Origin of the sequence: Pseudanabaena biceps PCC 7429 (assembly GCF_000332215.1) — a bacterium.
GTDB lineage: Bacteria > Cyanobacteriota > Cyanobacteriia > Pseudanabaenales > Pseudanabaenaceae > Pseudanabaena > Pseudanabaena biceps.
This window is the reverse complement of sequence record NZ_ALWB01000166.1, coordinates 1-14,199: the sequence shown is the minus strand read 5'-3', so window position 1 is coordinate 14,199 and position 14,199 is coordinate 1. Positions and strand designations below refer to the sequence as shown.

Below are 14,199 nucleotides of genomic sequence, written 5' to 3'. Positions count from 1 at the left end.
TCTCGTCATAACAATGACGATGGTCATAGGCTCCATCTGCGGAAACTTGAGCGATTTCAGTATCTTTAATTACGCCTAGCTACTTACAGTTTCATAATTGTACCTATTAAAAAATGATAACTCTATCACTTTTTGGGATAGAACTGCTTGAGGAGCAAACCCAGACGATAAGACCATGCTCTCTCATCATGACCGCCTTCCCTATCCTCATAATTAAATAGATCCCTGCCAAGTACGTACCCATAGTCCTTTTCTAGAATTTCTAGCATCCTGCGTGCCCATCTAGTTGCTTGCTGCTCGATGACAAAATTATGGAAACCACCCGAACGTCTAGTTCCCCAATCAATCCATAGGCGGGGACGATATTGATTATCTTTACGAAGATATTTCCCAACAGCCACCATCAATGGAGAACTGGGTAGGTTAAAAACACCACCCGCCCAAAATGAGGGAGAGAGTGCACCGATATTACCAAAGTGACTGGAGTGAATCGCGCCTGTATAAAAAGCTGCCAATCCACCATGAGAGGAACCGAGAATAGTCGTAGAACTGCGATCGCTAATAGTTTTGTAATTAACGTCAATAAAGGATTTCAGCCGTACCATGTAATCAGCATATTCTGGTAGCCCACCACCTTCCTTTTTAAAGGGAGTAGAAAATTCTTCTACATGTAGATATTCGTAGGAACGATTAAGAGGATGAACTGCCACGACAATTACAGGCTCTATTTCTTGATTACTGTATAAACTTCTCATTACATTGGGGACATCCCATGAGTAAGGACTCAATCCCCCTGCCCAGAAAGCAGTATTGCCATCATTCATATACAGTACGGGATAATCGCGATTATCCCCATAGGTACGGGGTAAAAAGACATGGACTTTACGGGGGCGATCGCTTTTAGGATCTAACTGTAAAGCATCGTAAGTATGAAAATACCCACTCTCATCACCTTCATCATGATAGTAAGCCTGCTGTCCACCTAGATTAAATGCATGAGCCATAGGTATGTATACATCAAGAAGATGAGTTAAAGAAAAATGAAGAGAGAAGCGCTCTCTAACTGCTAAGAATACCGATGCCCCAGAAATTAGACCTAGAGTATAGCAGAAATTCTATTTCCGCAATAAGTAGCTAAACTTAAAACCAGAGAGTGTACCGCTCGCTACGCGGGCGGTACACTCTCTGGTTTTAAGTTTACTTATGCTTAGCTATTTAATAACTTACAATTCCCATTCTTCCTTAGGATTAATTCACGAATTCTCCTTGGATTTTAGATAATGCTAAAGAAGCAATGAGGTATTTAGTGATTCTTTCGTAAGCATAGCTGCCGTGATATATAGTTGCTGGCAGTCCTGTTAGGACAAAATTAAAATCCAAAATAGTGTTGCCACGCGGAGCGCGGCAACACTATTTTGGATTTTAGATCCTAGCTATCTCTTACGTTGCAATAAGAGAAGAGTGGTGCGGCGCACCACCCTTCTCTTATTGGGTTTTATGTCCTAATCCACCTAATACATTTGGCGACGACTATATTACCAAGAACCTCATCTTTGCCATTTTCAAAATGAGCCCTAAGCAGAAACTACCGAAGCGAACTCTTGTGGCTCGTTAATTTGGTTGATAACTGGCACATTCTCTAATGCCGAATCATTTTCAAAGCGGTGTTTTTGTAGATCCAGTGCGGCTTTAATTAAACCTTGGAACAATGGGTGGGGACGGCTGGGACGCGATTGGAACTCAGGATGGAACTGAGAGGCAATGAAGTAAGGATGGCTCGGAAGTTCGATCGCTTCAACTAATCTGCCATCGGGAGAAGTCCCGCTGATTACATAGCCCGACTCGATAAACAGCGATCGATAGGCATTGTTGAATTCATAGCGATGGCGATGGCGTTCGTAGATGACCGATTCGTTATAAAGCTGATGTACGAGCGTATTTGGGGCAAGACGACAGGCATACAAACCTAAGCGCATCGTACCACCAAGATTTACCACATCTTGCTGTTCTGGGAGAAGGTGAATGACAGGATTCTGAGATTCTGGGGCGAATTCGGCGCTATTGGCATCGCTTAGTTTTCCTACATTTCTTGCCCAATCAATGACCGCGCATTGCATTCCCAGACATAGCCCTAGAAATGGAATCTGGCGATCGCGCGCATATTGTACTGCCGCGACTTTACCATCGACTCCCCGATGACCAAACCCTCCAGGAACGACGATCGCATGGACATCCTTGAGGAATTTATCAGCACCATAGGCTTCGATATCTTCAGAGTTAATCCATCGGATATTAACATTACTATTAACGGCGATCGCCCCATGTTTGAGGGCTTCGATCACCGATAAGTAGGCATCGGTTAACCGAACGTATTTGCCAACGATCGCTACTTCGACATGATGCTCGGAACGATAAAGACGCTCCACAAGGGTTTGCCAACTGCGGAGATCGGGCTGACGCTGTTGCATCCCCAGCAAACGCAATACCTGCTCGGCCAAGCCTTCACGTTCCATTGCTAAGGGCACTTCGTAGATGCTCTTCACATCTTGTCCTGTCATCACACACTCAGGCAAGACATTACAAAATTCAGAAATTTTGTCCTTGATATTTTGTGGTAGGGGGCGATCGCTACGGCAGACCAAGATATCGGGCTGAATCCCCACGGATTGCAATTCCTTAACCGAATGTTGGGTGGGCTTGGTCTTCATTTCACCTGCGGAGGCAATCCAAGGCATGAGCGTAACATGCATATACACCACGTTTTGTCGTCCCACATCTTTCCGAAACTGACGAATAGCTTCGATAAAGGGTAAGGACTCAATATCACCAACCGTACCGCCAATTTCGACAATAACGAGATCGGGATTGCCATTTTTCGCAACCCGATGGATGCGTTCCTTAATCTCGTTGGTAATATGAGGGATCACCTGTACAGTTCCGCCCTGATAATCACCACGACGTTCTTTATTGATCACGCCTTGATAAATTGCGCCAGTGGTGACATTACTCAGCTTTGACATTGAGGTATCGGTAAATCGCTCGTAATGTCCCAGATCGAGATCGGTTTCCGCGCCATCTTCGGTGACAAAAACTTCCCCATGCTGAAACGGACTCATCGTACCTGGATCAACGTTAATATAGGGGTCGAGTTTCAAAATCGCGATTGAATAATCCCTTGATTTAAGTAATCGTCCCAAACTTGCGGCCACGATTCCCTTCCCAATACTAGAGACAACTCCGCCAGTCACAAAGATATACTTAGCCATAAAATTTCGTTATTAGGATGCATTGGTTTATCACTTTGTAAACCATGCTTAACAAAGTGATTATATAGCAGTTGCTAGCTACCGCATAAAACCCCGCAAGCCTTGAATTTTGGTTTAGAAAAATTCTATGGGGCGATCGCTAGGGTATAGCTACGGTATAGCTAGCTATAGCTATAGTCAGTAATGTTAGGACAAACATCAAACCCAATAGAGAGTTGCGCCGCAACTCTCTATTGGGTTTGTCCTGACTTATCAAAGCCCAATAATTAATTGGCGGCGCGGAACGCCGCCAATTAATTATTGGGCTTTATGTCCTAAAAATCACACATAATCCTTGCCCGACAGATACCATCTGCCCTTCATTACAGAGGATTTCGGTTACTGTACCTGCCACATTCGCAACTACGGTCATTTCCATTTTCATGGATTCTAAAACGACGAGGCGATCGCCTGCCTTGACCTCACTACCAACTTGCACTACGATTTGCCAGACATTGGCGGGAATATGGGAAATTACCAGTTCGCTATTGGGCGGAAGAATAAACTCATCGGAGTCGGGGATAATATCGGGTGCGACATCTGCATCAATCAGGAGATTGTCGGCTACCCAGCGATCGCGCTCCGCATCAAAGGACTGCTGCTGTTGAGATTTAAAAATAGCCGCTTCATCGGCAATAGCCGCAAGAAAATCATTGTATTTCTTTAAACTAAAAGTTTCATGTTCGATCCGCAGTTTAAATCTGCCATGGATAAAATCTTGTCGAAGCTGTAGTAACTCTGCTTCGGAGACAGGATAAAAACGAACTTGATCGAAAAAGCGTAACAGCCAAGGTTTTCCTGCTTCAAAATCAGAAGTTTGACGATAGGTATTCCACATCTGGATGGTGCGCCCAAAAAACTGATAGCCTCCAGGTCCTTCCATACCGTACACGCACATATATGCGCCCCCAATCCCAACCGCATTTTCGGGAGTCCAAGTACGGGCAGGATTGTATTTGGTAGTAACAAGGCGATGACGGGGATCGATAGGAGTCGCCACGGGAGCGCCCAGATACACATCTCCTAACCCTAATACTAAGTAACTAGCATTAAAGATAACCTGTTTAACCGCTTCTATATCCTCTAAACCATTAATGCGACGAATAAATTCAATATTACTGGGACACCAAGGTGCTTTAGGATTAACCGATCGCATGTACTTTTCAATTGCCAGTTTAGTTGAGGCATCATCCCAAGATAGGGGCAGATAGACAATGCGTGTCGGCACTTCCATATCCGTAACAGATGGCAACTCGTTCTCAGCAATAATCAATCTCTCTAGCAATTGTTCTAGGGGCAGAATTTGACTATCGTAATGTACTTGCAGCGATCGGATGCCAGGAGTTAATTCCAAAATCCCAGCCAGAGGATTCTTGGCTAACCATTCCATGAGTGCATGAATCCGAAAACGAAGATTCAGATCGAGAACGAGTTCTCCATACTCGATGAGAATATTATCATCTCCCGAACGACGATATTTTACGGCAATTTCGTTATGTGGTAATTCATGCAATATCGCTGCCGTACTCAAGGTTGCGATATTTAAAGAGGAACTGGGCGAAAGGGAGAATTTCGTGGATCTACCTTCAATGCTGGCGGGGCTAAATTCTAGGTGCTTAACTTGATAGTCTTGTTGAATTTTTTGCTGTAACGCTTGCTCGTGACTAATGCGCACAAATCTAACGGTATTCCCTGGATTTAGCTGACCAATCTTCCATAGCTCGGCAAGGGCAATGGTGGCAGGACAGACAAATCCGCCCAAGCTTGGACCATCAACACCGAGAATGATCGGCATATCGCCCGTAAAATCGATCGCCCCCACCGCATAGGCATTGTCATGGATATTAGAAGGGTGCAGCCCCGCCTCGCCACCATCGGTTCTCGCCCATTGCGGCTTCGCTCCAATTAATCTGATACCAGTTCGTGCGGAGTTATAATGCACTTCCCAATTACTCGCAAAGAACATTTCAATATCATCATCGGTAAAGAAATCTGGCGCACCATGGGGACCATAGAGCACTCCTATTTCCCAATGTTCGGGATATACGGGAATCAACGCTTGGGGTAATTTCAGAAGTGGTGGAGCGATCGTTTTTTCCCCAATGACATCGATAGGAGGATTGAGCTTCAGCACATCACCAATGCGCAAAATCCTGCCGCAATGTCCGCCAAATTTACCCAAGGTAAATGTTGACTTACTGCCGAGATAATCAGGAACATCAAAACCATTTTGGACAGCTAAATAGGATCGCAGCCCATTACCTGCGATCGCCTTCATTTGTAAAATGCTACCTTGACTTACCCGTATCGCAGTCCAATAGGGAATTGGATGACTATCCAATTCCGCTTGCATGGTCGCCCCTGTCAGACAAATGATCGTATCGACATTAAAGCGGAGGGTCGCTCCATTAATTGTGAGTTCTAGCGCCGCCGCTGATTCAGGATTCCCAACCAAACGATTGGCATACCTGAGGGCTAAGGTGTCCATTGCGCCCGAAGGAGGCACGCCAATATTCCAGTAACCTACCCGCCCAAGATAGTCCTGAATAGTGCTAAAAGTACCTGCTTCTAAAACATCTATGGTTCGGGGTGTATAGCTAAAAGAATTCAGGAATTTAGTATGGATATGCCCCGATGTAAATTCAGGTACTTGGAGAATTTGGGAAAGATAATCTAAGTTGGTTTCAATGCCTGCGATTTGAGTATCACCTAAAGCAGATTGTAATTTAGCGATCGCTTCGGTTCTGGTCTCTCCGCTGACAATCAATTTCGCTAACAACGGATCGTAGTAGGGCATGATCTCCGTGCCAGTCTCAATCCAGCGATCGCACCGAATGTCTTCTGGCAATCTGACCTCAGTTAAAACGCCCGAACTGGGTTGGAAGTTTTTGGATGGATCTTCGGCATAAATTCTGACTTGGATAGAATGACCCTGAGGAGAATGCGTGTAGGTATCAAAAAAACTAGCATCCCCCGCCGCCAGCCGAATCATCCATTCCACTAAATCAATCCCCGTAACCGCCTCGGTAACTCCATGCTCCACTTGGAGGCGCGTATTTACCTCTAAAAAATAAAATTCTTGGCGATCGCTATCCAATACAAATTCCACAGTCCCCGCTGACTGATAATTGACCGATGCCCCCAGTTTGAAAGCTGCCTCGTAAAGTTGTTGACGCAAAGCCTCAGAAAGATTAGGCGCAGGAGTCTCTTCGATGACTTTTTGATTGCGGCGTTGCACCGAACAATCGCGATCGCCTAAGGTTAATACCCGTCCATTGCCATCGCCAAAAATTTGTACTTCAATATGTCGAGCTGATTCCACATAGCGTTCTAAATAAATGCCGCTTTGTTTGAAGTTATTCTGACTCAACCGCTGGACTGTCGCAAACAAATCTGGCAACTGTGCTTGACTGCGACAGAGTTGCAAGCCAATACCGCCTCCACCCGCCGTACTTTTGAGCATTACAGGATAACCGATCTTGTCAGCTTCTCTTAAAGCTTCCTCTACATCTGTTAGTAGTCCAGTCCCTGACAATAATGGGACTTGATTCTGCGCTGCTAACTCTCTAGCTGTATGCTTTAGTCCAAAACTACGCATTTGGCTCGGCGTAGGCGCAATAAAAATGATGCCTTGACTGGCACAAGCCTCCGCAAATTCCGCATTTTCGCTCAAAAATCCATAGCCAGGATGGATTGCTTCTGCACCTGTTTGTTTCGCTGCTTCTAAAATTCTTTCCCAACGTAAATAGCTCTCGGCTGCCAAGGCTCCGCCAATTTCGATCGCCTCGCTTGCCATGGATACATGAAGAGCATAGGCATCCGCTTGCGAATAAACAGCCACAGATTTAATACCCAAGCGATCGCAGGTACGAATGATCCGACAAGCAATTTCACCACGGTTCGCAATTAGAATTTTAGAGAACATAATTAGAGAACATAGTTAGTATTATTAAAATGCCGCAGACTTAATCAATTTTTTGAATATCAAACCTTTCAGGGTTTGTTTTTTAATTCCCTAATTTAATTCACTAATTTAATTCACTAATTTAATTCACTAATTTAATTCACTAAAGTGTTGACTAGCTTTATTGACTAGCTTTAGTGAATTGGTATTAAACGCAATTATCCAACTAGCTCGACATACTTGAGACCCAGATTCAAAACCTGTGGTGCTAGCGCCACAGGTTTTTGGGTTTCATATTTTACACCTAGCTACGGAGAATCTATGAAATCGCATCCCAAATCATCAATTGGATCGGGGTAGGATTGTAAGCATTACAAGGATTGTTGATCTGGGGACAATTGGAAATTAAGAACAGCACATCCATCTCAGCCAGCAGTTCGACCGTACTGCCTGGATCGGAGATGCCATCGACAATTTCCAAAGTTCCATCTTCACTCACGGGCACATTCATAAAGAAATTGATGTTACTCACCAAATCCCTCTTGCCCATATCGTAATCTTTGAGTGCGTATAGGTAGTTCTCGACGCAGGCATGTAACCATTTCTTATCCAATCCATACCGCACCGAATTACTCTCGCGGCTGCAAGCTCCACCAGAAGTATCGTGTTTACCACAGGTATCCTTTACAACTGTCATCAATACATTGCCATCGCTAGAATATAGCTTTGTACCAGTCGTGATAAAAATGTTGCCCTGCATTCGGATCGTATCGGGGGCGCTATAGCGATCGCTAGTATCCGCAGCATTGTAAATCAGCACATCCACAGCCTGATTGCCGCCAAGATCAACGATGCGTAATGTTTGCCCCTTCTCGATCAAATGCATCCAAGGACGGCGCGCGGGTAAGATTTCATTATAGATTGCCTTGTGGGGATCGCGTTCAACTGACGTTGCCAACATATACTTATCCAGATTGAGTATTTTAGTTAATAGAGTTAATAGAGTTAATAGAGTTAATAGAGTTAATAGAATAGAAGTTATAGCAATTCACGAAAGTGTGACAACACTTTTATGAATTAAAAACCAAACCTAGTAAGGGTTTTCAAAGCTTAAAATGGCTACGCCATTTTGAGATTTGGTATTAAATTAATGAGCTAGGATCGATAGCTCTTCAAAATAGGCATCCGTATTTTGAAATCCTCGTATCGCTTCTGGGCAACTCGTACGGCAGAGATCGTCGCTTGTGGGGGCAGGAGATTTCCAAACCGTGACTTGAATAGTTTTAGGATCGTATACAGGACTGGGATCGAGAACATGGGGCGTGTTAGATATCACGGCTAATACATTCATCTCAGCACGCAAATCAATGAAGTCTCCAGCTTGGGCAACCTGCTCAGCCCAAACTAAATTTCCATTCCCATCTACCGCAACATGGGCGAACCAGTTCACATTCGGCATGATATCGCGTTTACCCATATTCCGTTTTGCCAAGGCTAACAGAAAATTATCCCTCGCGCTACGATAGAAACTATCTTCTCCATATTTAGCCGAATTAGTTGCTGCATTGCTACATCCTGATAGCGTGTCATGACTTCCGCAAGTATCTTCTGTAATCGAAAATAAGACCCGACCCATGTCGGAATATAGCAATTTACCCTTCTTTAGGAATGCATTAAATTGAATTTTGGCGGTATCGGCGGCATTGTAGCGTTCGATTGTGTTATCTGCGTTATAACAAAGAAAAGCGATCCCTCTAGAACCTTCAGGTGCAGCGATCCGCAGTGTTGTTCCTTTCTTGATCAGGCGCGTCCAATAGGTTCCACCAGGAATAGCTTCATCCCAAATGATTAAGTCTGGATCGAGTTTAGATTTTGTAAGCATGATTAACTCCTTTAAGAAATAACTATGAAGAGCATACCTACAATAGCGAAAGCCCAGGAAGCCCCGAACAGTAACTCGCCATTGAGTTTGCTGTCATTTGACTCTCCCGGGCTTTTATCCCTCCGTGTGACCAATTCCCAATCAAAAAATTATTTCTAATTAATCGATTGAAAATGGCTGCTTCTCTTGGACCAGTCACCACACTCAACGCAATTTATTAAAACTGGAATTGAGTGCGATCGGAACCCTAGAAGCGAATATTTTTGGTTGAATGAATTTGCATTAACTTACATTAACTAAAAAGATTAATACTCGCAAAGCAACAACACAAATTGTATTAAAAACTACTTTTTCTTTCTTTCTTTTTCTTTCTTTTTCTTTCTTTAATGTTGCAAAGCAACGCTTTCAAAAATTTCCTTGGTTTGGGTTTGAGCGCGAAGCGCTGTAAGTAGTTCAGCATAATTAAAAAACAAAGCTAGAAGAGCATACCGCCCGCGTAGCGGGCGGTACGCTCTTCTAGCTTAGCTACTGAATAAAATATTCTCACTAATTACTTGATGCTGCGAATTTAACCATATAAGAGATATCTGGCAAATCCGCCCAGACTTTAACGTTACGATCGAGAAATTGCGGTAATAGCCATCATGACGGTGGATGATGCGTGGTGTACAGGCTGCATTTAGGAAAATCGTTCCCATATCGTTTGTGACGATCGCCTCACGGGTGCGATGGGAATTGAGACGCAAATGGTGATGCATATGCCCAAAGGTAACTAAGGGAACTTGCTTGCCCATTTGATAGGATCTGGCAATTGCCTCGGCAAAGTCGGGATCACCATAGTCCTTACCAATGGGTTGCCAATCCTTGCCACAGATAGAATATTCCTCACTACCCAAGCCAGAAGGACCATTATGTCCTAAAAAAATTATATTTTCACAGGCTGCCTTAGCAACCGCATCAACGATACGCTGGGTTGAATCGATAAAGTTTTTGATATTAAAGCGATCGCGATAAAAGGCTTCTTTCTTCCATTGCGAACCTCCCCAACTGAAGGGGCGAGAACCCACTACCGAAAGATTTAATTGGGGAAAATCAAGCCAGCTATAACCGACATGGATGTTGCCTAAAATGTCTAACTGTTGCTGGACGCGATCTTCTTTGGTGCGATCGTAGGGACATTGCTTTTTGTGATCGTTTGAGGCAGTAAACCAAGCGTCATGATTACCCAAAATAACTGCTTTAGGAAGATCAAGATTAGCGATCGCTCGCACGAGTTCTACTGACTCATTACCAAAGTCACCGACAAATAGAACTAAATCGATATCCAGTGACTGAAGAGCTAAGCGATCTTCTAAGGGTTGCCATAAATCATGCACATCACCAACTACAGCTATTTTGATCACCCCTTCAGCAGATAAATTGGACATAGGGAGACTGGACTACTCACGAATTACTTAGGATTGTTATATACTAAACTTAAATTCGATCCATATTGTGAGCAATTCAAGCAATGTCTGCAAGTAAGGGAAAGTTCTCAAACAACTTACAGAACAATCTACCAAATCATTCCCAAGATAATTCCCAAGATAATTCCCAAGATAATTTCCAAACAAAATTCTTGAATTTTTTTGGGAGTTGGCGAACGATCTTCCAATTACTTTTTTTAGCAATTATTATTACTTGCAGCATTTTGGCATGGAATACCTTAGCCAGAAATATGCGTAGCTCTGGGCTTGCCATCAGCTTTGACTTTCTTAGCGATCCCGCCTCCTTTGATATTGCCGATTCTCCTTTCCCTTACAAGGCCTCAGATAGTTATACTACCGCGTTGCAAGTCGGGCTACTCAATTCTCTAAAGGCGATCGCAGTGAGCATCATTTCCGCCTCAGTCGTTGGGATTACTGTCGGCATTTCAAGGCTGTCGAATAACTGGTTGTTAAAACAATTGGCGCGGGTCTATGTCGAAATTCTCCGCAACACGCCGCTATTATTACAACTATTTTTCTGGTACTCGGCGATCTTTTTGACGCTTCCCTCCAGCAGCGATCGCATCTCCCTCGGCTTTGCCACTCTGGCAAAAGATGGCATCACGATCGCCGCTTTGAAAATGACCTTAAGTTCGGAATTTTGCGCACTAGTGCTAGGCTTGACCATGTTTTCTAGCGCCTTCATTGCCGAAATTGTGCGTGGTGGCATTCTCTCCGTGCCTAAAGGACAATCGGAAGCGGCAAAAGCTCTAGGTATGAATGCCTTCCAGACGATGCGAAAAATCATTTTGCCACAGGCTCTACGCGTAATTATTCCATCTCTGACTAGCCAATATGTGAATATTGCTAAAAATTCTAGTTTGGCGATCGCGATCGGCTATACCGATATTTATCGAATTGCATCAACGACGATCAACCAAACAGGAAGACCTGTCAATGTCATTTTAATTATTATGGCTGTGTATTTAGCGATCAGCCTGACTATCTCGGCAAGTATGAACTTACTAAATCGTCAATTTCAAATAGTAGAAAGGTGATTGTAAAGCCAAAAAGCTGTAGTGCAGCGTGCGCCACAGCTTTTTGGGGTTTGGTTTTCAATTCCCAAAAGTGTGGCTACACTTCTGGGAATTGAAAACCAAACCCAGTAAGGGTTTTAAAATCACAAAATGGCTACGCCATTTTGTGATTTGGTATTACATTTAATTAATTAAATATGCATTATCAAAAAATTTTAGTTTGGTTTCGGAACGACCTGAGATTGCATGATTGCGAAATCCTTAGCCTTGCCGCTGAAGCCTCTAAGCGGATGAATGCCGAAGTATTTCCTTTTTATTGCTTCGATCCATACCACTTTGGGAAGACTTCCTTTGGTTTCGAGAAAACTGGAGCATTTCGCGCCAAATTTCTCATTGAAAGCGTGATTGATTTACGAGCAAATTTGCGATCGCTTAATTCCGATTTAATCGTTCGTATCGGTAAACCCGAACTGATATTACCCGAACTAACACAACAATTAGGTCTTACTTCTATTTACTATCAGCGCGAAATTGCGACTGAGGAGACATCCCTAGAACGACGATTACATTCTATTTTTACGAAGCAGAATGTGGATTTTAAAGGATTCTGGGGCAAAACGCTGATCCATTGCGATGATCTCCCCTTTGCGATCGCGCATCTTCCCGAACTATTTACCCATTTTCGCAAACAGGTTGAAGCCAATCTCATCATTCGAGAGCCTTTTCCTTTAGTTGATCGCCTTCCCGCGTTACCCCCAAGCATTGACATCGGTGAAATTCCTCATCTCACCCAGTTGGGACTTGAAGAATTTTTACCATGTGCGCGGGCGAAGTTTCAGTTTCGTGGTGGGGAAACTGCGGCGATCGAGCGTCTCAATCACTACTTTTGGGCTAGCGATCGCCTCCAAGTTTACAAACAAACCCGCAATGGAATGCTCGAAACCGACGATTCTTCTAAATTCTCGCCTTGGCTTGCCCTAGGCTGTTTGAGTCCGCGCTATATCTACGCTCAAATCAAAAAATATGAAAGCGATCGCCTTGCTAATGACTCGACTTACTGGTTAATTTTTGAACTTCTATGGCGAGACTATTTCCATTTTGTCACGGCAAAATATGGCAATAAATTATTTGGGCGTAAAGGCTTAAGGGGAATGGATCTACCTTGGCAACAGAATTGGCGGATATTTCAGCTTTGGCAAACAGGAAAGACGGGCTTCCCTCTGGTAGATGCAAATATGCGGGAACTTGCGGCGACGGGTTTTATGTCCAATCGTGGTCGCCAAAATGTGGCAAGTTTTCTGACTAAAAATCTTGGCATTGATTGGCGGATGGGCGCGGAATGGTTTGAATCGCGCTTAATCGATTACGATCCCTGTAATAACTGGGGCAATTGGAATTATACTGCTGGCATTGGGAACGATGCGCGAGGCTTTAGGTTCTTTAATATCAACAAACAATCGCAGGATTACGATCCGCAAGGAACCTATGTCAGATATTGGTTGCCTGAACTAGACGCAATTCCCGCCGCTAAAGTTCATCAACCTTGGCAGCTTTTACCCATTGAGCAGCAACGTTTTAAGGTTCGATTGGGCGTAGACTATCCTCATCCCTTGGTTGATTTATTTGCTTCTGCTAAAGCCAATGAAGCAATCTACAACGATTCAATTAAACAATGCTATGGAACGCTGTAATTATAGCAATCACCACACAACTTACACGATGTTCCACCATAGGACGAGCTAACTGAAAAATAGTTTAAACCACTTTATGAAACAATAATTAAGTTCAATAACTTCTCTTAACCTCTCTTATGTATAGCTGCCGCCAACTGTATCAGGACATAGACAAAAGAGGTTTGCCACGCTCCGCGTGGCAAACCTCTTTTGTGGTTTAATTTTGTCCTAACAAGACTGGCGTATAATACCAACTTGCGAAAGTGTGACAACACTTTTGTGAATTAAAAACTAAACTTAGTAAGGGTTTTCAAGTTAAGAAATGGCTACGCCATTTCTTAACTTGGTATAAAAGCTCCATAGGATATCTGGGGATAAGAAAGTATAGATCTAAGCTCCATAAAGCCTTAGATTAAAAAAACATCACCAAGACTACTACCCAAAATAATAAAAATTAATAAATTATGAGCGCAGCTATTTTTATTCAAGATGCATCCGAATTTGAGACCTTACGCGTCAACACAGCACTACTCGTGGTTGACTGCACAGCAACTTGGTGCGGACCTTGTAAAGTAATTTCTCCTTTGATCGATCAATTGGCCGAAAACTATGGCGATCGCGCCAAAGTTATGAAACTCGATATTGATGCGAATAAGCCCATAGCCAAACAATTCGGATTGAGGAGTATCCCTGCGGTGATGTTCTTTAAGGAAGGGGAATTAGTGGATACCATCATCGGAGTCAAATCCTACGAAGAATTCAGTGCAACTATAGACAAACACCTCTTACCTGCTTCATCGACAAGCTAAGCCCCATGATTACTAATATGTTTTGCAAAGATTGCTACAGTCGCTCGATCATTTACTCAATTATTTATTAACGTCAGTTCGGGTTAAGCTGGCAAATTTTAAAAGCCCAAAAGTAAAAGCCTT

9 protein-coding genes and 1 riboswitch are annotated in these 14,199 nt (G+C 43.5%); of the genes, 3 read left to right on the top strand and 6 right to left on the bottom strand.

The annotated features are described in order from the left end of the window. Positions 1 to 125: 125 nt before the first annotated feature. From PSE7429_RS16570 to PSE7429_RS16545, 6 genes are all read right to left on the bottom strand, one after another. Positions 126 to 1,004: an alpha/beta hydrolase gene (locus PSE7429_RS16570; protein ID WP_009628429.1), complete on the bottom strand. Its 879-nt coding sequence runs from the start codon at positions 1,002 to 1,004 to the stop codon at positions 126 to 128. A 570-nt stretch (positions 1,005 to 1,574) separates the two neighbouring features. Next, positions 1,575 to 3,266 (bottom strand): CTP synthase, encoded by a 1,692-nt coding sequence (locus PSE7429_RS16565; protein WP_009628428.1) that lies wholly within the window; start codon positions 3,264 to 3,266, stop codon positions 1,575 to 1,577. A gap of 307 nt (positions 3,267 to 3,573) precedes the next feature. After that, positions 3,574 to 7,230, bottom strand: coding sequence for an urea carboxylase (gene uca, locus PSE7429_RS16560; RefSeq protein WP_009628427.1), 3,657 nt, complete (start codon positions 7,228 to 7,230; stop codon positions 3,574 to 3,576). Between the two features lie 298 nt (positions 7,231 to 7,528). Next, positions 7,529 to 8,170, bottom strand: a complete 642-nt coding sequence (locus tag PSE7429_RS16555) for an urea amidolyase associated protein UAAP2 (protein ID WP_009628426.1) — start codon at positions 8,168 to 8,170, stop codon at positions 7,529 to 7,531. Between the two features lie 186 nt (positions 8,171 to 8,356). After that, positions 8,357 to 9,091 (bottom strand): urea amidolyase associated protein UAAP1, encoded by a 735-nt coding sequence (locus PSE7429_RS16550; RefSeq protein ID WP_009628424.1) that lies wholly within the window; start codon positions 9,089 to 9,091, stop codon positions 8,357 to 8,359. 101 nt (positions 9,092 to 9,192) lie between these two features. Then, positions 9,193 to 9,353: riboswitch (guanidine-I (ykkC/yxkD leader) on the bottom strand. A 259-nt stretch (positions 9,354 to 9,612) separates the two neighbouring features. Continuing rightward, a complete protein-coding gene (locus PSE7429_RS16545) occupies positions 9,613 to 10,518 on the bottom strand; it encodes a TIGR04168 family protein (protein ID WP_009628423.1) in 906 nt (301 codons plus the stop codon). A gap of 83 nt (positions 10,519 to 10,601) precedes the next feature. Here PSE7429_RS16545 and PSE7429_RS16540 point away from each other — a divergent pair, with 83 nt between their 5' ends. From PSE7429_RS16540 to trxA, 3 genes are all read left to right on the top strand, one after another. Beyond that, positions 10,602 to 11,615, top strand: coding sequence for an amino acid ABC transporter permease (locus PSE7429_RS16540; RefSeq protein ID WP_009628422.1), 1,014 nt, complete (start codon positions 10,602 to 10,604; stop codon positions 11,613 to 11,615). A gap of 176 nt (positions 11,616 to 11,791) precedes the next feature. Beyond that, positions 11,792 to 13,285 carry a DASH family cryptochrome gene (locus PSE7429_RS16535; RefSeq protein WP_009628421.1) on the top strand — a complete coding sequence of 498 codons (1,494 nt, stop codon included), beginning with the start codon at positions 11,792 to 11,794 and terminating at the stop codon, positions 13,283 to 13,285. 446 nt (positions 13,286 to 13,731) lie between these two features. Further along, positions 13,732 to 14,076, top strand: a complete 345-nt coding sequence (trxA, locus tag PSE7429_RS16530; RefSeq protein ID WP_009628420.1) for a thioredoxin — start codon at positions 13,732 to 13,734, stop codon at positions 14,074 to 14,076. Positions 14,077 to 14,199 lie beyond the last annotated feature (123 nt).